The sequence below is a fragment of the Croceicoccus hydrothermalis genome, assembly GCF_022378335.1.
GTDB lineage: Bacteria > Pseudomonadota > Alphaproteobacteria > Sphingomonadales > Sphingomonadaceae > Croceicoccus > Croceicoccus hydrothermalis.
The window spans coordinates 17,049-36,361 of sequence record NZ_JAIQCI010000018.1 but is presented as its reverse complement, the minus strand read 5'-3'; the positions used below and the strand labels follow the sequence as shown (position 1 = coordinate 36,361).

At 61.6% G+C, this 19,313-nt stretch carries 17 protein-coding genes; 9 read left to right on the top strand and 8 right to left on the bottom strand.

Going from position 1 to position 19,313, the window contains the following annotated elements; genetic code table 11:
- Positions 1 to 26 precede the first annotated feature (26 nt).
- From cofC to K4G67_RS11035, 8 genes are all read right to left on the bottom strand, one after another.
- Entirely contained in the window at positions 27 to 590 is a 564-nt protein-coding gene (gene cofC, locus K4G67_RS11070) for a 2-phospho-L-lactate guanylyltransferase (RefSeq protein WP_275588843.1), read from the bottom strand.
- The gene (gene cofD / locus K4G67_RS11065) at positions 590 to 1,516 is read right to left on the bottom strand and encodes a 2-phospho-L-lactate transferase (protein WP_239806428.1); all 927 of its coding nucleotides are present in this window, start codon (positions 1,514 to 1,516) and stop codon (positions 590 to 592) included. Before cofD ends, cofC begins: the two co-directional genes overlap by 1 nt.
- The gene (gene cofE / locus K4G67_RS11060) at positions 1,513 to 2,265 is read right to left on the bottom strand and encodes a coenzyme F420-0:L-glutamate ligase (RefSeq protein ID WP_239806427.1); all 753 of its coding nucleotides are present in this window, start codon (positions 2,263 to 2,265) and stop codon (positions 1,513 to 1,515) included. The genes cofD and cofE overlap by 4 nt, the downstream gene beginning before the upstream one ends.
- Positions 2,266 to 2,267: 2 nt before the next feature.
- The gene (gene npdG, locus K4G67_RS11055) at positions 2,268 to 2,918 is read right to left on the bottom strand and encodes an NADPH-dependent F420 reductase (RefSeq protein ID WP_066849556.1); all 651 of its coding nucleotides are present in this window, start codon (positions 2,916 to 2,918) and stop codon (positions 2,268 to 2,270) included.
- A gap of 21 nt (positions 2,919 to 2,939) precedes the next feature.
- Positions 2,940 to 5,252: a 5-amino-6-(D-ribitylamino)uracil--L-tyrosine 4-hydroxyphenyl transferase CofH gene (gene cofH / locus K4G67_RS11050; RefSeq protein WP_239806426.1), complete on the bottom strand. Its 2,313-nt coding sequence runs from the start codon at positions 5,250 to 5,252 to the stop codon at positions 2,940 to 2,942.
- A gap of 6 nt (positions 5,253 to 5,258) precedes the next feature.
- Entirely contained in the window at positions 5,259 to 6,260 is a 1,002-nt protein-coding gene (locus K4G67_RS11045; RefSeq protein WP_239806425.1) for an LLM class flavin-dependent oxidoreductase, read from the bottom strand.
- Positions 6,261 to 6,365: 105 nt separating this feature from the next.
- Entirely contained in the window at positions 6,366 to 7,295 is a 930-nt protein-coding gene (gene kce / locus K4G67_RS11040; protein ID WP_066849548.1) for a 3,5-dioxohexanoate:acetyl-CoA acetone transferase, read from the bottom strand.
- Positions 7,296 to 7,377: 82 nt separating this feature from the next.
- Positions 7,378 to 10,053 carry a winged helix-turn-helix domain-containing protein gene (locus K4G67_RS11035; RefSeq protein ID WP_239806424.1) on the bottom strand — a complete coding sequence of 892 codons (2,676 nt, stop codon included), beginning with the start codon at positions 10,051 to 10,053 and terminating at the stop codon, positions 7,378 to 7,380.
- A gap of 388 nt (positions 10,054 to 10,441) precedes the next feature.
- Here K4G67_RS11035 and K4G67_RS11030 point away from each other — a divergent pair, with 388 nt between their 5' ends.
- The 9 genes from K4G67_RS11030 (at position 10,442) to K4G67_RS10990 (ending at position 19,309) form a co-directional block, all read left to right on the top strand.
- Positions 10,442 to 11,443 carry a quinone oxidoreductase family protein gene (locus K4G67_RS11030; RefSeq protein WP_239806423.1) on the top strand — a complete coding sequence of 334 codons (1,002 nt, stop codon included), beginning with the start codon at positions 10,442 to 10,444 and terminating at the stop codon, positions 11,441 to 11,443.
- On the top strand, positions 11,440 to 12,219 hold the full coding sequence (locus K4G67_RS11025) for an SDR family oxidoreductase (RefSeq protein ID WP_239806422.1): 780 nt from the start codon (positions 11,440 to 11,442) through the stop codon (positions 12,217 to 12,219). Before K4G67_RS11030 ends, K4G67_RS11025 begins: the two co-directional genes overlap by 4 nt.
- A 64-nt stretch (positions 12,220 to 12,283) precedes the next feature.
- Positions 12,284 to 13,990 carry a class I adenylate-forming enzyme family protein gene (locus tag K4G67_RS11020; protein ID WP_239806421.1) on the top strand — a complete coding sequence of 569 codons (1,707 nt, stop codon included), beginning with the start codon at positions 12,284 to 12,286 and terminating at the stop codon, positions 13,988 to 13,990.
- A 10-nt stretch (positions 13,991 to 14,000) separates the two neighbouring features.
- Complete coding sequence (locus K4G67_RS11015) at positions 14,001 to 14,774, top strand: SDR family NAD(P)-dependent oxidoreductase (protein ID WP_275588842.1); 774 nt, start codon at positions 14,001 to 14,003, stop codon at positions 14,772 to 14,774.
- Between the two features lie 20 nt (positions 14,775 to 14,794).
- Positions 14,795 to 15,634 (top strand): fumarylacetoacetate hydrolase family protein, encoded by an 840-nt coding sequence (locus tag K4G67_RS11010; RefSeq protein ID WP_239806420.1) that lies wholly within the window; start codon positions 14,795 to 14,797, stop codon positions 15,632 to 15,634.
- Positions 15,635 to 15,664: 30 nt separating this feature from the next.
- Complete coding sequence (locus tag K4G67_RS11005) at positions 15,665 to 16,606, top strand: VOC family protein (protein WP_239806419.1); 942 nt, start codon at positions 15,665 to 15,667, stop codon at positions 16,604 to 16,606.
- A complete protein-coding gene (locus tag K4G67_RS11000; protein WP_239806418.1) occupies positions 16,606 to 17,331 on the top strand; it encodes an alpha/beta fold hydrolase in 726 nt (241 codons plus the stop codon). The genes K4G67_RS11005 and K4G67_RS11000 overlap by 1 nt, the downstream gene beginning before the upstream one ends.
- On the top strand, positions 17,331 to 18,095 hold the full coding sequence (locus K4G67_RS10995; protein WP_239806465.1) for an SDR family oxidoreductase: 765 nt from the start codon (positions 17,331 to 17,333) through the stop codon (positions 18,093 to 18,095). Before K4G67_RS11000 ends, K4G67_RS10995 begins: the two co-directional genes overlap by 1 nt.
- 50 nt (positions 18,096 to 18,145) lie before the next feature.
- Positions 18,146 to 19,309, top strand: a complete 1,164-nt coding sequence (locus K4G67_RS10990; protein WP_239806417.1) for an acyl-CoA dehydrogenase family protein — start codon at positions 18,146 to 18,148, stop codon at positions 19,307 to 19,309.
- Positions 19,310 to 19,313 lie beyond the last annotated feature (4 nt).

Sequence of the window (19,313 nt, the reverse complement as noted above, 5' to 3'; positions counted from 1 at the left end):
ACCTACCTGCCGGAAGAAAGGCGGTTTTAGACACGCAATCCCCGTTCCAGCAGGAACTCCAAGTCGGCAGCTGTGTCGAGATCGGCTGACAGACCCGTCCGCTGAAGTACCGGCATGGCAACATCCGCGCCGCAGTGAAGAATGCGACTGCCCTGCCCGAATTGGAACGAGAACGATCGACCGTCGGCCAGTGCCAATGCATTCGTGCCCTGCCCCAGGCGATCCGTGGCCAGGGCAGCGCCATGGCAGGTCGCCGCATCGAGTAGCGCTTGGACATCGTGCCGACCCAACAAGGGCAGGTCTGGGTGGATCACAAGCAGCGGCGACGCACCGAAACCGTGCCGGAACGCCGAAATCTCGGCATTCAGTCCTTGCCCGCTATCGTTGGCCCAGACTGCCGCAGGATGGTCGAAGGCTTCGTTCGAAAGCACGACGATCCGGTCGATTTTCGGACATTGCGTTAGAACGTCGATGACGTGCCGAGCCATGTCCAATGCCAGGCGCCCGCGTGCGTCGGCATCCAGCACGCCTTTCAATCGCGACTTTCCCGCAGGGCCGGTGCGGATCGGGACCAGCGCCGTCCATGCCATCAGCGCGTCAGTCGTTCGGCGAGATCCATGGCGGCAATCGCGACACGGTGCCGGTCCTCCGCCGTGTTCATTAGCGTGTCGGTTTCAGCACAAGAAAGCCCGGAAGGCTGTGGATCGCCCTCGTGCACCAGCATCGCGTCCAGCAATTCGCCGTAATGTTCGGAAATCGTCTGGTTCGTCACCGAAAGGCCAAGTTCTCCCATCAGCTTAGCCGTCGGCCCCTTGACCGCTTTTCCGCCTACCAGCGGCGACACGGCGACAAGCGGTGCATTCTTGCGTTCCAGCGCTTGCCGCAGGCCGGGAACCGCCAATATGGGATCGATGCTGAGCCACGGATTGGATGGCGCGATCAGGATCATATCGGCCGCTTCGATGGCCGCCACCACACCAGGTGCCGGAAAGGCTGCATCAGAACCTTCGAAGCGGATCGCATTGATGCGCGGTTCACACCGCCGCTCCACGAAATAGCGCTGGAAAGGCAACAAACCCTCGTCCGTTTTCACCCATGTCGCGACGGGATCGTCGCTCATCGGCAGGATAGTCAGGCCTAGACCCCATTGGCGGGCAAAACCCCGCACGATTTCGGACAAAGGCTGGCCCGCGTCCTTGGCCATGCGGCGCAAGACATGAAGCGCGAGGTCGCCATCGCCGAGGTTGAACCAGTCCTCGCCGCCAAGGCTCTTTACCGCAGCCATGAACGACCATGTCTCACCTTCGCGGCCCCAGCCTAGACGGACATTCGAAAGCCCCGCCAGCGTGTAGAGCAAGGTATCGATGTCGGGCGAGATCGGCAGGCCGAAATGCTCGAAATCATCGCCAGTGTTCACGATCGCCGTCAGGTGAGTGCCGGGCACGATCTGCTGCAAGCCCTCGACCAGCTTGGCGCCGCCCACGCCTCCGGTCAGGACAGTGACACGTGCGCTCATCGGAACAAATCCTCCCCCGCCGGACGCAGCAGGTTCCGGCTGGTCTGATCGCCGTGCTGCCATGGCAGGCCGCGCAGCACGCAAGCCGGCAAGCCCTCGGGGCCCTCGCCCATCGCAAGCCCAGCCGCCCCGGCTGCGGCATCGGCAAAGGCGATTTGCGTCACCTGCATGATCCGCCCGTCCCTGTCGGGTTTGCCTCGCTCATCGATCACGGCGGGGGGACCAGCCACGCCGATCGCCACATTGGTCGTCCCGATCCGCCATGGACGGCCAAAGCTGTCGGAGATGATGACACCAGGCCTGATGCCCGTTCGGGCGTGGCATGCATCGGCTATGCGGGCCGCGCTGGCATCGGGATCTTCGGGCAGTAAAAGCACCTTTTCCTCGCCACATGTACCCAGATTGGAAGCATCGATGCCGGCATTCGCCATCACATGGCCAAGCCGGTGCCGCGTTATCAGTACGTTGGGCACCGCTCTCACCACGTCGCTGGATTCGCGCAGTACCATCTCGACCAGCGCGGGGTCCTTATGGGTTTGGCGGGCAAGATCGCGCGCGCCGTCGCTAATATCGACCGACGAAAGCGCGACCATCCGGCCTTCCGATTTCGAAACGATCTTTTGCGTGACGACAAGAATATCGCCGGGCGCAAGGCCGGGGTCGCCCTGGGCAAGGCGGTCGGCCAGTATGGAAGGCACATCGCCACCATGGAATTCCGGCAAGTCGCCGACGGGAAATACGCTGAACATCGTCAATCGGGGGCGTTCAATTCGCCCGTGATGCGAATTCCGGCGCCATCGACCTTGTAGTTCTTGTTGATGAAGATCAGCAGCGAGGTCATCGCCTCGGCCGCCGCCGCGTTGACCAGCGGGCCGGCATGGATGCCGCGTTGCCCAATGGCTTCTGCCAGCGCGACAACTTCGGCACGTGCCGCCTTGTCGTCGCCGAACACCAGAATGTCGCAATCGACAAAGCCATCCTCTGCCAGGCGATGCGCCGCGACATTGTGGAACGCCGCGACCAACCGGACATCGTCGCCCAGCAGATTGCTGGCGCATATCGCTGCCGATCCTTCTTCAGGCAACTGGACGCGCATCACCTTGGGCGGAACGAGCGGGACAGTGGTATCGACGACGATCTTGCCGGCGACATGCGGCTTGATATCGGCCAGCGTCGCCGCTTGGGCGGAAAACGGCACGGTGACCAACACGATGTCGCCCGCCTGCGCCGCATCGGCATTGGCCATGCCGGTCAGCCCATGGCCGAGTTCCTCTGCCCGGGCAATGGCCGCTTCAGCAGAGCGCGATCCGATGATCACCTGATGCCCTGCCTTGGCAAGCCGCCATGCAATGGCGCTGCCGAGATTGCCCGTACCGCCGACTACTGCGATCGTCTGGCTCATAAACTATCCAATCCTGTCAAATTATGCGACGGTCTCGCCCGCGGCCAGACCGTAAAGCGTGGAGCGTTCCTGCAGGCGGCGACCGATGCCATGGGCCAGCGCGCGCATTTCGGGAACACCGAATTCCTGTCCGTTCACCCCGCCCGCAGCGCGCGTGATCGATTCGTCCATCAGCGTCCCGCCCAGATCGTTGGCACCTGCCTGAAGTATGTGGGCCGCCCCCTCCGGACCCAGTTTTACCCAGCTGACCTGAATGTTCGGAATGGCACCGTCCAGCGCAATCCGCGACACGGCATGCATCAGCACTGTTTCGCGCCATGTCGGGCCGGAACGGGTTTGCCCGCGGCGCCAGTTCGGTGCCTCCATATGGACGAAAGGCAAAGGCACGAATTCGGTGAAGCCGCTGCTTTCCATCTGCAATTCGCGCAGGCGCAGCAGATGCGTGGCCCAGTGGGCATAGGTTTCGACATGGCCGAACATGATGGTGGATGTGGTCTTCAGCCCCACCTTGTGTGCCGCCTGCATCACCGCCAGCCATTCGCCGGTCGAAAGCTTGTCGGGGCAAATGATGTCGCGGATATCATCTGACAGGATTTCAGCCGCCGTCCCCGGCAAGGTTGCCAGCCCGCATTCCTTGAGCGAAGCGAGGTAATCTTCGTAATCCAGCCCCAGCGTGGTGGCGCCGTGATGCACCTCCAGCGGCGAGAACGCGTGCACATGCATGTCCGGCACTGCATCCTTTACCGCTTGCACGATCCCGCGATAGGTGTTGCCGTCATAGCTCGGGTGGATGCCCCCTTGCAGGCACACCTCGCTCGCGCCGCGTTCGCGCGCCTCGACCGTGCGGCGGGCGATTTCGGCATGGTCGATATTATACGCCGGGCCGCGCTCGCTCTTGGTGCTGCCCTTGGAGAAGGCGCAGAAGCCGCAGCGGTAAAGGCAGATATTGGTATAGTTGATGTTGCGATTGATCACATGGGTGACATTGTCGCCCACCCGGTCATGCCTCAGCTCGTCGGCAACGCGGCAGATCCGCTCGAAATCGCGGCCTTCGGCCCCGAACATCCTTTCGATGTGGAACGCGCCGAGCTCCTCGCCGTGCTCAACCCGGCCCAGGGCTATGCGAATTTCCTTGTCCCCTCCGATACCGATGGAGAGCGGCCCTTCCGGTATCGCCCCGCCGGTGCCGGGATGCCAGTCGCTGTCTCGCGGTAATCCGCGCGCATCGATGGCCCTTCGAATGCGCGGCTGAAGCGCCTCGTCCGTCCACAATCCGGGTGCACGAGCGAATGCCGGGCCGATGGCAAGCCGCTGGCGCAGGTGCCGTCCGGCCTCCTCGGTCTGGGTCTCCAGCTGCTCAAGATGTGGCCAGGGCGCTTCGGGGTTCACATGGTCGAGCGTGACCGGCGAAACCCCGCCCCAGTCGTTGACGCCCGCACGGATAAGCTTGCCCAGCTGTCCCGGCTGCAGGTTGGGCGGTGCCTGCACCACCATTTCCGCCTGAAGTATCAAGCGGGCAGCGGCTATCGTCCAGAGATGTTCGTCGAGCCCGATATCGGGCGTTGCTGCCATCAGCGTCCCGGGCTTGGCGCGGAAGTTCTGGATGATGACTTCCTGGATATGGCCATGGCGCGCATGCAGATCGCAGATCGCAAGCAGTGCCTCCACCCGTTCCAGGCGCGTTTCGCCAATCCCGATCAGCAGGCCGGTGGTAAAGGGCACCTTTGCCTCGCCAGCATCGCGCAGGGATTGCAGGCGGACTTCCGGTATCTTGTCGGGAGACCCGTAATGCGGCATTCCCTTGCCGCACAGCCGTTCCGACGTGCTTTCCAGCATCAATCCCATCGAAGCCGAGACCGGACGCAGTTTTTCGTAATCGGCAGCCGTCATGATCCCGGGGTTGAGATGCGGCAGAAGGCTCGTTTCTTCGAGGACGAGCGAGGCGACATGCGCCAGATAATCCAGCGTGCTGGCGAAGCCGCGCTCGTCCAGCCACCGGCGCGCGGCGGAATAGCGGGCCTCGGGCTGGTCGCCCAGAGTGAACAATGCTTCGCGGCAACCGCGCTGTTCGCCCGCGCGGGCGATCTCAAGCACTTCTTCCGGTTCGAGGAATGGCGCCGTCAGTTGCGACGGGCGGTGAGCGAACGTGCAGTAATGGCAGACATCGCGGCACAATTTCGTCAGCGGTATGAAAACCTTGCGCGAATAGGTGACCACCGCGCCATGCGCCGCAATCGTCTTGGCCTCGGCCTCTGCGGCCAGTTCGTCCAGCGAGAAACGCTCCAGCCTGTCCAGCCAATCGCGCGCTTCGGTCCTGTTCCACCAATATGCCATATCGCGTTACATTCTCTTTCTTGCGGCTGCGAGGCCGCGGATCGTGGTGAGCGGATCGGCATGCCCAGGAAGCGCGGCGATAAGCGTGGAAACACCCATCGCTTCCATCCTGGCCATGACCCCTGCCACGTGGTCTTCAGGTCCCGCGATCGTATCGAAATCCTGCAGGAATTCGGTGAGCCCCATCTCGTCCATCAGCCGAACGTTGCGTCCGCCGACCACGACATGTTCCGATGGATCATAACGTGCCTGAAAAGCCTGGACGAGCGGGCGGACATTATGGGGCAGCATCGCCAACGTCTCGGGCGTACGAAAGGCCATCGCATTGACGGCAATAAAAGCCTTCAGGTCGTCGATGGCCTGCTGCCGATGCTCTCGCACCGAAATATAGCTGGTCACCCAGATGTCGAGCGCATCGGCATCGCGGCCCGCCCTGGCGGCGGCAACGCGCAACTCAGCAATCCTCTGCTCCAGCGCATCGAGGCTCTGGTCACCTGCAAACAGGATGGCCCCATCGGCAAGCTCTCCTGCAAGCGCGATAGCCTTTGGGCCGAAAGCGGAATAATAGATCGGAACCTTGCGCGCGAAGCGAAGCGATTTGACGGGCCGCCCTTCCCACTCGATCTCCTCGCCGGCGAAAAGCTGGCGCAGGGCGACAAGTTCGGCCCGCACTTCCTTTTGCGTGGCCGGTGCGCGCCCCACGGCCAGGACCGTGCTGCCCCCTGTCGCAAATCCCATGACCGCCCGCCCGCCCGTCAATTTGTCGATGGTGGCAAAGGCACTCGCCGCGACGAGCGGGTGGCGCATGAACGGCGATGTCACAAGCGAGCCGATCCGCGCCTTGGGCGCTTCAAGTGCCGCCAATGTCATGGAGGTGACCATTTCATGCCAGCCGGCCGGCGAATCCCCGACCGTGACCAGATCATAGTCCAGCTCCGCCGCCAGCCTCACCTCGCTGCGGAACAAGTCCAGCGAGGTGCCCCACATCGAACAGATACCCAGCTTCATCGGCCTCGCCCCCAGCAAACGCAACGGGCCGGCGGCGCTACGTGACTGCGCTGACTATCGCCGCGTTCCCTATAGCGTCCTGGTCCTGCGTGGATCATTTCCTGCTCAGATATTGGTCCGGTCGGCGCCCTTGAGGTCAAGGATCTGGCGCGCTTCGTCAGGCGTTGCCACGGACAGGCCCATACCCTCTACGATGGCTTTTGCGGTCGCGACTTGTTCGGCGTTGGTTTCCGCCAGTCGGCCCGGACCGGCCCAGAGCGAATCTTCAAGGCCCACGCGAACATTGCCGCCCATCGACGCAGCCATGGCGACGATGCTCATCTGCCGTGCGCCGGCGCCCAGCACCGACCATTCGTACTGGTCGCCAAACAGCCTGTCCGCCGTGCGCTTCATGTGCTGGATATCTTCAGGGTGGCTGCCGATGCCGCCGAGGATGCCGAAGCAAGTCTGAACGAACAGCGGAGCCTTCACCAGCCCGCGATCGAGGAAATGCGCCAGGTTGTACAGATGGCTAGTGTCATAGCATTCGAACTCGAACCGCGTGCCCAGCGGGGAAAGCAGTTCCAGCAGCCCTTCGATATCCTTATAGGTGTTCTTGAATACAAGGTCGCGAGATGCCTCAAGCGTGGCCGGCTCCCAGTCGTATTTCCAGTCCTTGTAGCGGGTCAGCATCGGGAACAGGCCGAACCCCATCGAACCCATGTTGAGGCTGGCGACTTCAGGCGCGAAACGCGTTGCCGGCCTCAGCCTTTCTTCCAGCGTCATCGAGGGATGGCCGCCGGTGGTGATGTTCAGCACCGCATCGGTCCGCTGCTTGATGACCTTGAGGAAGGGTTCGTAGAGATCGGGATTCTGGTCCGGACGCCCGTCCTTGGGATTGCGGGCGTGCAAATGAATGATGGCCGCGCCCGCGTCAGCCGCGCCGATGGCCGCTTCCGCAATCTCGTCAGCGGTCACCGGCAAATGCGGCGACATGCTCGGCGTATGGATCGCGCCGGTCACCGCGCAGCTGATGATTACCTTACCCTTGGCCACAGAATACTCCCGCCAGAAATGCTATAGTTTCCCCTGCGGTAGGACGTGCGGTACCGGGCGTAATCTAACCTTCGATAGGGTGTCAGGACAAAATGCCCAGCTGCCTTGCCCGCAGAACGGCTTGCGGACGGCGGCGAACGCCCAGCTTGTCGTAGATCTGCTGCATGTACCATTTGACTGTGCCTTCGGTCAGGCCTAGCCGGTCACCGATTTCCCTGTTGCGCAGGCCGCCGCTCACCTGGGTGAGGATCTCGATCTCGCGCAGCGACAGGCCGCCGCTGGGGCCGAACTCGTCATCGTCCTCTTCGTCCTGATCGATCTGCGGATTTCCCTTGAGCAGCTTCACCAACCCATGGGCAAACCTGTCGACCGGATCGTCGAGGATCGGGCCAGTCCCATAGGCGTCGACGATCAGCGCAGCAATCGCTTCCCCCTCGTCGAGGAACGGGCGCAGCCAGCCGCCGGTCTCGGCCAGTTCCACGGCAGCGCGCACTGAACGGCGCGCTTCCGAGCGGTTGCCTGCCAGTACCGCAATTTCGGCCAGCAGCAGTTCGAACGACAGGGCGGAACGGATGGCGCCCCGGCGGCGCACCAGTTCCAGCCAGCGCTTCGCCACCTTGCGCGAGCGCACCAGCCTGAATCGGTGCATTTCAATCCGCAGCCAAGCAATAGCCAGCCATTCGTTGAGCCGCGACGGATTCAGCGTGGGGACAGGTTCTCCTTCGCCCACCAGGTCGCAGGAATAGAACAGCGTTTCGGCCTGTTCCAGCTGCCCGTTCTTGATCAAAATGCGTACCTGTTCCGATACGACCATGGCCCGCAAACGGTCGAGCCCGCATTCGATCGCGACAAGATGCGCTTCCTCCAGCACCGAAAGCGCCGAAGCGAGGTCGCCATCGGCGGCCGCCAGCCGGGCGCGCACGAGATATCCCGACGCGACTTGATCGACGAAGCCCCATTGTCGAATAGAAGGCATGTACTGGTCGACCAGCCTGGCTGCCTCGTCCAGTTCGCCGCATTCGTATAATATCTCGGCCAACGGAAGTGCCGGCAGCGCGCCTAGCCCCGAAACCTCGCTTTCACGCTGGCGCGCGATTTCCTGCGCTTCATGCAAGAACTGCTTTGCGGTTTCCGTCTTGCCCTGTGCGACGAGCGTAGGCGCGACCGACGACTTGAGCGCAATCGATGCGAAGGCTGAACCCGGTCGCGCCAATGCCTTGCGCAATTCACCTTCCAGTCGAAGCATGTCGTGGAAGTGAAACAGCTCACGACGGGCGGAAAGCAGCTGTGCCAGCAGGGTACAGCTGAGATATGGATGATCGTCACCCAGATCGGCCAACAGCGGGCCGCATTCCTCCTCTACCGCGACCATGTCGTCGCGTGCGGCGTGCAACATGACCTTGCGGTGGCGCACATGAAAATCCAGCTGTCGCGCTGCGTAGTCATCCAGTTCGCCGGCATCCATCTTATCTTCGATGGCTTTTTCCGCCGCTTCGATCAGGCGTTCGGCGGACGTGAATGCCAGTCGCCTGCTGCGCCGCCACGACATGGCCAGCAGGATCGACGGCTTGTCCTCGACCACCTGCCACGGCAACCGGCTAGCCAGTTCGTCAAGCCGCTGCATCAGCCCGGCATAGATCATCTGTTCGGCAAGGGTTTCGATCTGCGACGCGAGAAATTCCTGATCGGTACTTTGCTCGGCATGCTCCAGTGCAAGGTGATAATTGCTGGTTTCTGCGTAGAAGCGGCTGGCGCGCCGGTGCAATTCGGCTGCGCGTTCAGGTGCCAGCTTCATGAGCCGCCCCAGAACCATATCGCGGAACAGCTTGTAGTGGCGATATTCGCCCTGCTCGCGGTCCAGTTCGATCAGGAAGAGCCCGCGCTCGAAAGCCTCGTCGAGATATTTGCGCGCTTCGCTCTGGCCGATCACCGCAGCGCAAGCCGACGGCGAAAGTTCTTTCAGGATCGAGGTGTCGATGATGAAGTTCCGCAATTCCTGCGGAAGTCCCTCGATCACTTCCTCGTGGAAATAGCTCGCATATTCGTAACGCAGCCGACTGGCCGCCCGTTCAGGCATTTCCGCGTGCAAACTATCCTTGTGCCACGTCTGGGAGGCAAGAATCAGGCCGGCGGCCCAGCCCTGTGTATCCATTATCATGCGCTGGATCTGCGCCGCAGTCGGCTCTGCCCCAATTTCCTGCCTCAGCAGGCTGCTTGCTTCCTCTGTATCGAAACACAGGTCCGCCATCCTGACTTCCATCAGGTATCCCAGCGATCTCAGGCGAGCGAGATTGATGTCATTTTCGCCCCGGGACGCCATGACGGTCGTCAACCCGTCGCGTGAGCTGAAAATCAGCTGCTCGACGAAATCATGCACTTCGCGGGGCAGCAACTGGGCATCGTCTATGAACAGGATCGGCGCCGCGCCCGATCGCTTGGCAAGCTCGACGAACCATGCACGCGGATCGCTGGAAGCGATGCCAAGACCCGACACGACACAGGCCTGGGACAGTGCCTCGAGAAAGGTGTCGAGACTGTCCACACCGGCGCGCGCCGCGATCCAAAGAACGGATCGCCCTCGTTCGGCCAGCAGATCGGCCCATCGCAGCATGGCGGTTGTCTTCCCGAAACCGGCCGGAGCGATAACCGTGACTGCGCGATAGCCGGCGATCTTTTCCGCCAGCCTTTCGATCCTTGCCCGTTTCACATACGCGTGCGCCGAACGCGGCGGCACGATCGTGGTCTGCACTAAGCCCATGTGGCCAACCTCTTCGCCTCTCCCTGCCGGTCGTATGCCAGCAATGCCGCTGTTATCGTGCAGCGCATACATCATGGCAAGCCCGATTTCCTATCCGCAGATAGGTTGTGATGCGCTTGGGCGGCGATAACCCCACAATCCGATAAAGCTATCGGCGTACAGGACGATGATCTTGCGGCCAGCGGGAGTGGGGATATGAATTTCAAATTGCCGGGAGTGCGCCATTCCCTGCGGGGATTCGTCCGGCAGCGGACGAACGCGAGAATCCGCGCATGACGCCCGCATTCGCCCCGGCCGCATCCTTTACCAGCCTCACGGTCAGAAATGGCGCCGCCGCTCTTTGGCCATCGGTGCCAATAACCGATTATAGAAAAAGGATTTCCGACTTATGAAAGCTCTATTGCTCGAATCCACGGATGGTCCAGAAGCCGTTCGCGTGGCGGATGTCGAGACGCCGGAACCTGTTGCCGGACAAGTGCGGGTCGCGATTAAGGCGGCGTCGATGAACCACCGGGAAATGTGGATCTCGCGCGGGCTGTACCCCGGGATGGTCACACCTTGCACCATGGGCTGCGACGGCGCCGGCGTCGTCGACATGATCGGCGAAGGCGTCACTGGCGTCGAAATCGGCGACGAAGTCGTGTTGTATCCCGGCCGCGATTGGGGACCAAACCGCCACGCCCCGAAGGCCGAATTCGGCCTGCTGGGCATGCCACACCCTGGCACGATCGCCGAATATGTCTGTGTTCCGGCTAAAAATCTGGCCCCGAAGCCCGCGGGCATGAGCTGGGAAGAGGCCGCCGCTTCGATCCTGACCGGCCTGACGGCATGGCGCGCGCTGATGTTCAAGGGCCAGCTGCAGCCTACCGATACCGTTCTGATCAGCGGCGTCGGCGGCGGCGTAGCGACCTTTGGTCTCGCCTATGCGGTGGCGCTTGGCTGCAAGGTCTATGTCACGGGTGAAAGCGAAGAAGTCATCGAACGTGCCAAGAGCATGGGCGCGACCGACGGCCTGCTTTACACCGATCCCGAATGGCGCAAGAAGGTCGGCGCGATGACGGGCGGCATCGACGTCGTACTCGATGGCGCGCCCGGACCGAGCTATGCCAATTACATTCGTGCCATAAAACCGGGCGCCCGCATCGTGATCTATGGATCGACCGCAGGCGACAAGTTCGAGATTACCGCGACCGGCGTTTTCCTGAAGAGTGCCAGCATCGTCGGCAGTCAGGTCGGCGATCCTGAAGATTTCCGCAACATGCTGGATTTCATTGACAAGCATGGTATCAAGCCGGTGATCGAAAAGACTTTTCCTCTGGCCGAAGCCGACAAGGCTCTGACCTATCTCGAAAACGATCACAAGTTCGGCAAGGTGGCGATCACCGTATGACCGGGCTTTTCGATCTGAGCGGAAAAGTCGCGCTGGTCACCGGCGGCGCGCAGGGCCTTGGCCGCATGATTGCCGAGGGACTGCTGAAGGCGGGGGCCACGGTCGCGATCACGTCGAGGAAGGAAGACGTGTGCAGTGTGGCGGCGGCGGAAATGTCGTCGCTGGGCGACTGCATCCCCCTGCCCTGCGATCTTTCGAGCCCCGAAGCTGCTGTGGACCTTGCCAAGCGGTTGCGCGCCGCTTGCGGCGACAAGCTCCATATTCTTGTCAATAATGCCGGCAAGACATGGGGCGGACCGGTTGACGATTATCCCGACAAGGCATGGCCGGGCGTGATGACGGTCAATGTGCAGGCACCCTTCACGCTGGTCCGCGAATTGTTGGGCGCGCTGGAAGCCGCCGGGACCCCCGACGATCCGGCAAGGGTCATCAATATCGGCTCCGTCGCGGGGCTGAAGACGGCCCGCCTCAGCGCCTATTCCTATTCGGCCAGCAAGGCGGCCATTCACATGCTGAGCCGCGATCTTGCCGGCGATCTGGCGTCTCGCAACATCAACGTCAACGCGCTCGTTCCCGGCTTCTTCCCCACCAAGATGACGGCGCATCTGCGCGAGGACGACGAAGTGGACCCGGCAGTACTATCGCAAATTCCGATGGCCCGACTGGGACGGCCGGACGAAATCGCCGGATCGGTCGTGTTCATGTCGTCGCGTGCGGGCGCCTACATCACCGGTGTCGCCCTGCCTGTCGACGGCGGCGTCGCCGGTTGCGGTTAGGTCGCGCAATGCGTGGAGGCCTATCCTTGGGAAGGGCACGAGAGTGCCATGAGGCGGAACAGAGATGCGCGAAGTAAGCCAGAAAATGGAGGAGGCCTGCGTGTCCGCTAATGGCGAAGATGCGTCCAGTATTCGGGTCAGTGTAAGTCCGCTTGCCGACATGTTGCTAAAGTCTTGGGACGCACATCCCGACAAGGAAGCGCTCGTCTTCCCGTCGGGACGGCGCAGCTATGACGATGTCGTGCAATCAGTGCTGCACCGGGCCCGCGGGCTGCTCGGCCTTGGCATCACGCAGGGCGACCATGTCGGCATCCTGCTGCCATCCGGCGTCGATTTCGTCGAAACCCTGTTCGCCGTCTCCATGGTGGGCGGCGTATCGGTCCTGATGAATGCCCGCTATCGCGCCCCCGAAATCGCCTATGTCGTCGAGAATGCCGAACTATGCGCTGTCATAACGAACAGCGAGGCCGATGATTTCGTCGATTTCACGACCCGCCTGACAGAGGCCTTTCCAGAAATTGGACGATGTGCCGATCCCATGGCGCTCGATATTGTGCAGGCCCCGCGTTTGCGCCGCCTTATCCTGAACGGAGGGAAGCAGGCGGCAGGCTTTATTGACCAGTCCGCCTTCGATGCCGCAGCAGCCACCGTCGACGAGGAAGCCGTTCACGAAGCACGGCTTTCGGTCCGGCTGCGCGATACATGCATGGTCCTCTATACTTCGGGGACCTCCGCAAACCCGAAAGGCTGCCTGCTATCGAACGAGGCGATCTGCCGCGAAGCCAGCAATCTTGCGCGTAACCGATGGGCTTTTCAGGATGACGAGCGCGTCTGGTCGCCCATGCCTTTGTTCCATATCGCGGCCATGCTGGCGATGCTCGGCGCGATAGAGGTGGGCGGCACCTTCATCGGCCAGCCCCATTTCGATCCGGGCGAAAGCCTGCGCCAGATCGAGACTGAAAAGGCAACGATGATCTTTCTGCCCTTCGTCACCTTTCACCAGTCGATGATCGCACATCCCGATTGGGACAAGACCGACATGGGCAGCGTGCGGCTGATGAACAGCTGTTTCAGCCAGATGCCCAAGGCGATCGGCGATGCCTATCGCGAAAAAATGCCGAATGCACTTCAGGTCGGCACGTTCGGCATGTCGGAGGCCAGCGGGATCGTTAGCACCGGCGGCTATGATATGGATCCTGAACTGGGCTTTCAGACCTTGGGCTATCCGCTCAAGGGGATTTCCGTCCGCATCGTCGACACTGAAACCGGCAAGGACCTGCCGACGGGACAGCGCGGCGAAGTCCTTATCAAGGGCTACAACATGCTCGACGGCTATCACCGCGATCCAGTCAAGACGGCCGAGGCGATCGACGCCGATGGCTGGTATCACAGCGGGGATATCGGCTCGCTCGACAGCGATGGCCACATGCGATTCCATGGCCGTTTCAAGGACATGCTGAAGGTAGGCGGGGAAAACGTCGCCGCCGCCGAAGTCGAGACCGTTCTTGAAGCGCACGAGGCGGTGGAGCTTTCACAGGTCATCGGCATCCCCGACCAGAGACTGGCAGAGGTTCCCGCCGCCTTCGTCAAGCTGGCGAACGGTTTCCGGCCCAGCGAAGCCGAGCTGATCGCCTTTGCCAAGGAAAGGATCGCATCCTTCAAGGTTCCGCGCCACATTCGCTATGTCGACGAATGGCCGATGTCGGCCTCCAAGATCCAGAAGTTCAAGCTGCGGCAGCGGCTCATGGAAGAACTCGGAATCAGCGAATGAGGAATTTGTGATGCAAGTCGTGATTACGGGGGCCGCCAGCGGCATTGGCAGGGCCGTGGCGGAATTGCTGGCCGGGCAGGATGAACCGCACCAGATGCTGCTGACAGACAGGGACGCTGACGGCGTCAGGGCCGTGGCAGAGGCCATCGGGCCCGCGGCACGCGCTTTTGTCGCCGATCTCTCATCACCCGATTGCGGAAAGGACATCGTCGCCGCTGCCGCCGATTTCATGGACGGGATCGACGGGGTCGTCAGCAATGCGGGGATTATATCCGGCGCACCGCTCGTCGATCAGACGCCAGAACAATTCGATCGTGTGTACGCGATCAACACGCGCGCCACCTGGCTGCTGGGCCAGGCGGCTCATCGCCATCTCGCCCGTTCGCGCGGAGCATTTGTCGCCACCGCCTCCATGTCGGCAACGCAGCCGACCCCGGGGCTTGGCTTTTATTCGTCGAGCAAGGCCGCGCTGCTGATGCTGATGCGGCAATGCGCACTGGAATGGGGGCCGGACGGCATTCGCTGCAACACGGTGTCGCCGGGGCCGACCTACACGCCAATGACGCAGGCCGGCTATGACGACCAGCAGCGCCGGGCACAGCGCGAATCGATGATCCCGCTTGGCAAGCTGGGAATGGCCGAGGACGTGGCCAATGCGATTATTTTTCTGCTTGGACCGCAAGCCGGTCACATTTCCGGCATCGATATTCTGGTCGATGGCGGAATGAGCAACAACCTTATGCCCGCCACGGGCGGCGGAACCGGCCAGAAGGCCAGCAAGTAAATTCAGGATCGGAGATTGAAATGCGCATTGCACGGGTAAGCAAGGACGGCCAGATCGGCCTCGCCGCGAAGGTCGATGGCGAAATCAGGGTTGTCTGGGACAGCGAACTGGCCGACCTCGACGCAAAGATCGCGGAAGGATCGCTGGCAGCGGCCGGCAAGGCCGCGGCAGGCGGCGAAGTCGTCGATGAAGCATCGCTGAGCTTTCTTCCCCCAGTCACGCGGCCTTCCAAGATCGTCTGCCTGGGCCTCAACTATCGTGATCACGCGGAAGAATCCGGCCTTGGCATTCCCGATTTTCCCGTGCTGTTCGGCCGCTTCCCGTCCAGCCTGATGGGCCACGGCGCGCCCATTATCCTCCCGAAAATCTCCAGTCAGCTTGACTGGGAGGCCGAACTGGCGGTCGTCCTGTCCAAGGGCGGCAAGAACATTTCCGAAGCCGATGCGCTAGATCACGTGGCCGGATATTCGGTCTTCAACGACGCCTCCATCCGCGATTACCAGCTGCGCACGCCGCAATGGACCGCGGGCAAGAACTTTGACGACACCGGCGCTTTCGGCCCGTGGCTGGTCACGCCCGATGAAGTCCCTGCAGGCGCCTCTGGACTGAAGATCGAATGCCGGGTGAATGGCAATGTGATGCAATCATCCAACACCGGCAATCTGATCTTCACCGTCGCCAATACCATCCATCTGCTGTCCACGTTCATGACACTTGAACCAGGGGATGTGCTGGTGATGGGCACCCCCGGCGGTGTCGGCGTCGCGCGAGATCCGCAGGTCTGGATGAAGGCGGGCGACATTTGCGAAGTGAAGATCGAAGGCATCGGATTGCTTAGCAATCCTGTCGTCGCAGAATGAGCTGAAGCTCGACTGTAAAGGGAGAGATATATGGCGCAAAAACGCGCAGGTGCGCTTGGCGTGCATTCGATCGACCATTTCGGCCTCCAGGTGCCCGATCTGGCTGTGGCAATGGACTTCTACACCGCATTCGGGCTTGACGTGCGCGAGACCGATGCCGGGTTGGAACTCTATACCTTTGGCCACGACCAGTGCTGGGCGCGGATCGTCGAAGGTCCGGTGAAGCAGCTGCGCTACATCAGCTTCGGGGTGTACGAAGAAGACGAAGCGCCGCTGCTCGCCCGGTTGGATGAGAACGGCGTGAAGCGCATCGAAGCGTCCGCAAAGGCGCCTAACTGCGGCACTTGGATCCTTGGCTTCGACGACATGCCGATTCACCTTGCGGTCGCCGAAAAATGTTCGCCCGATGCAAAGACGCAGTTTCAGACGACTTCGTCTGCTGCTGGCGAGTCGGGCGCCATTTTCAATTCGAAAGCGCCCAAAACCAAGCCGCGCAATCTCTCCCATTTCGCTATCTTTACATCGGATGTGATGGCGGCGACCCAATGGTACGAGGAAAATCTCGGCCTGCGCCTGTCCGACGGCAGCGGCCCGGTTGTCGCGTTCCTGCACGGCCCGCATGGCAGCGACCATCACCTGCTTGCCCTGGTCGGATCGACGCATCGCGGCATGCACCACAGCAGCTGGGATGTCGGTTCGTTCCAGGAAGTGGGCCTTGGATCGGCGCAGATGATGCGCGCCGGTTACAAGGAAGGCTGGGGTGTGGGTCGCCACGTTCTTGGCGGCAACTACTTCTATTATGCCCGCGACCCGTGGGGCAGCTATGCCGAGTTTTCGGCCGATATCGATTTCATCCCGGCAGACTGCGAATGGCCCGCGGCCCAGCACTCGCCGGATGACAGCTTTTACCTGTGGGGCCCTGACGTGCCCCCCGAACTCGTCCTCAACCTTGAACCCGGAGCGCCCGAATAATGGCTGTTTTTCTTCTGATGCATGGCGGCGGCATGGGCGGCTGGACGTGGAAATTCATGCGGGATGCGCTTGAGTCCAAGGGGCACACGGTATTCACCCCCACCTTCACCGGATTTGGCGAACGGGAACATCTGATCGGCCGCGACGTCGGCAATGCGGTCCATGTGACCGACATCGTGAACGTCCTTAAGTATGAAGATCTGTCGGACGTCATCCTGGTTGCGCATTCCTATGCCGGCACCGTCGCGCCAGGCGTGCTGGCGCAGGCGGGCGACCGCGTTCGACGCGTCATCTATCTCGACGCGATCGTGCCCCACGCGGGTGAACGCATCGCATCGATGATGGGTTTCGCGAGCGAAGAGGAAGCCGCCGGACTGGATGCCATGCTGGATGGCGGAGAGGGTCCGATCGGCTCGGGCGTACATGAACAACAGCGCGCGATGGCCAAGGACCATCCGCACATGATGGATCGCAATCGCGAGAAATGGCTGCTGGACCACCTGTCTGACCAGCCAATGCGCGCCACCAGCTGCGTCATTCCCGTCGGCGCGGAATCGATCACCCATCCGGTGGATTATATCGCTGCCGAACACACCATCATGGGCATGATGCACGAACGGGCCGAAAAGCTTGGCTGGACGATACACAAGCATCCGGGCGACCATGCTTTCAATGTAGGCGATCCCGAAGGGCTTGCCGACATGATGCTGGAGATCGTGGCATGATCGATGCCGCCAAGCTGTTTTCGATAAAGGGCCGTGTTGCATTAGTCACCGGCGGCAGCGCCGGTATCGGCCGGATGATCGCCGAAGGCCTCGCCGCGGCAGGTGCGCGAGTCTATATCTGTGCCCGCAATGCGGAAAAGGTCGCAGCCGTGGCCGACAATATCCCCGGCGACGTCATCGGCCTCTCTGCCGATGTCTCGACGATCGACGGTATCAAGGCGCTGGTTGCCGAGCTGTCGAGCCGCGAGAAAGCTCTGCATGTGCTCGTCAACAACGCAGGCACACTGTCGGATGCCCCCATCGACGAATTTTCGGAGTCCGATTGGGACGGCGTCCTTGATCTCAATCTGAAAAGCCCGTTCTTCCTGCTGCAGAAGCTTTTGCCGCTGCTGCGTGCGGGTGCCAGCGCACAACGACCGGCCAGCGTGATCAATATTGGGTCGGTCGGCGCGCTCAAGGTTGGTCCGCGCGAAGTCTATGCCTATCAGGCATCGAAGGGTGCTATCCACTGGCTGACCAAATCGCTCGCAAAGAACCTCGCTTCGGACAATATAACGGTCAATGCAATCGCACCCGGCTTCTTCGAAAGCGACATGACCGTGATCAGCGACGATACGATGCGCAAGATGGTGGAATCCATGGTCCCGCGCCGACGGACGGGCATGACCGAAGACATGGCCGGAGCGGCCATTTTTCTGGCATCTCCCGCAGGTTCCTACGTCACCGGCTCGGTCCTGCCGGTCGAAGGCGGACTGTCGATTTAACCCACCGTTCGATAGGTTGCAAACGCGCCATCCGAAACCACGAGGCCAGCATGGATTTCAATCTCACTGAAGAACAGATCGCATTCCGCGATGTCGTAAGGCGTTGGGTCGATGCCGAACTACCCAAGGACCTTATGCGCAAGCTTGAGGCGGATGAGGAAAACTATCCCTTCGAAATCTGGGACAAGTTGAAGGAACAGGGTTTCTTCGGCGTCGGCATTCCGGAGGAATACGGTGGCCTCGGCGGCGACGTTGTCATGCAGATGATCTTCGCCCGTGAAATGGCCCGCACCGCGGGCGGGCTGTTGTGGGTCTGGGGCCTTACCTCGTTTGGAGGCGCCCATTCGGTCGCGATCGCCGGCAGTGAAGAGCAGAAGCAGCGCTGGTTGCCGGAAATGGCGGCAGGCAACCTGCGCGTGTCGCTTTCGATGACCGAACCCGATGGCGGCACTGACGTACTTGGCGCGATGAAGACCTTTGCCGACAAGGTCGACGGAGGCTGGAAGCTTAACGGCGCAAAGATGTGGACGACCGGCGCCAAGGTCGCCGACCGCCTCCTTGTGCTGGCCCGCTGCGACCGCAATGCCGAGAAGAAGCATCACGGCCTGATCGCCCTGTTCGTGGACGCCAAATCGCCGGGCATCACGGCCAGCCTCCTGCCCAAGCTCGGCATGCGCGCCATGGGAAGTTGCGAGGTGCATTACGAGGATGTGTTCGTCCCTGACGAAGATGTTCTGGGCGAACCCGGCCAGGCGTGGAAGGCGATGCTGCCCAGCCTGAATAACGAACGCATCATGGTCGGGGCGCAATGCCTTGGCGCAATTGACGGCGTGCTGGAAGACGCGCTGGAATATATGATGCAGCGCAAGGCGTTTGGCGGCGTGATCGGGCGCTTCCAGATCCTTCAGCATTATGTCGCGGATATCGCCACATCGCAGAAATTGACCGAATTGTTGCTTTACAACGTCGCATGGATGCAATCCAATGGCCTGCCTTGCGGAAATGAAGCGAACATGCTGAAGATGGTCGCTACTGAAAACGCGGTAAAGGCCGCCGACATGGGTATCCAGATCATGGGCGGCATGGGCTATTCGGCCGAAACCGACATGCAGCGTTACTGGCGCGACCACCGCATCCTGCGCATGACGCCCATTTCGAACGAGATGGTGCGCAATTCGATCGCCGAGAATCTCGGCCTTCCCCGGTCGTTCTGAGGAT

Coding starts and splice junctions, on each gene's coding strand:
- K4G67_RS11020 (WP_239806421.1), top strand. CDS start 12,284: ATGCGCGAAGTAAGCCAGAAAATGGAGGAGGCCTGCGTGTCCGCTAAT.
- cofH (WP_239806426.1), bottom strand. CDS start 5,252: ATGGCATATTGGTGGAACAGGACCGAAGCGCGCGATTGGCTGGACAGG.
- K4G67_RS11030 (WP_239806423.1), top strand. CDS start 10,442: ATGAAAGCTCTATTGCTCGAATCCACGGATGGTCCAGAAGCCGTTCGC.
- K4G67_RS11015 (WP_275588842.1), top strand. CDS start 14,001: ATGCAAGTCGTGATTACGGGGGCCGCCAGCGGCATTGGCAGGGCCGTG.
- cofC (WP_275588843.1), bottom strand. CDS start 590: ATGGCATGGACGGCGCTGGTCCCGATCCGCACCGGCCCTGCGGGAAAG.
- K4G67_RS11000 (WP_239806418.1), top strand. CDS start 16,606: ATGGCTGTTTTTCTTCTGATGCATGGCGGCGGCATGGGCGGCTGGACG.
- K4G67_RS10990 (WP_239806417.1), top strand. CDS start 18,146: ATGGATTTCAATCTCACTGAAGAACAGATCGCATTCCGCGATGTCGTA.
- npdG (WP_066849556.1), bottom strand. CDS start 2,918: ATGAGCCAGACGATCGCAGTAGTCGGCGGTACGGGCAATCTCGGCAGC.
- K4G67_RS11035 (WP_239806424.1), bottom strand. CDS start 10,053: ATGGGCTTAGTGCAGACCACGATCGTGCCGCCGCGTTCGGCGCACGCG.
- K4G67_RS11005 (WP_239806419.1), top strand. CDS start 15,665: ATGGCGCAAAAACGCGCAGGTGCGCTTGGCGTGCATTCGATCGACCAT.
- cofE (WP_239806427.1), bottom strand. CDS start 2,265: ATGTTCAGCGTATTTCCCGTCGGCGACTTGCCGGAATTCCATGGTGGC.
- K4G67_RS11025 (WP_239806422.1), top strand. CDS start 11,440: ATGACCGGGCTTTTCGATCTGAGCGGAAAAGTCGCGCTGGTCACCGGC.
- cofD (WP_239806428.1), bottom strand. CDS start 1,516: ATGAGCGCACGTGTCACTGTCCTGACCGGAGGCGTGGGCGGCGCCAAG.
- K4G67_RS11045 (WP_239806425.1), bottom strand. CDS start 6,260: ATGAAGCTGGGTATCTGTTCGATGTGGGGCACCTCGCTGGACTTGTTC.
- K4G67_RS11010 (WP_239806420.1), top strand. CDS start 14,795: ATGCGCATTGCACGGGTAAGCAAGGACGGCCAGATCGGCCTCGCCGCG.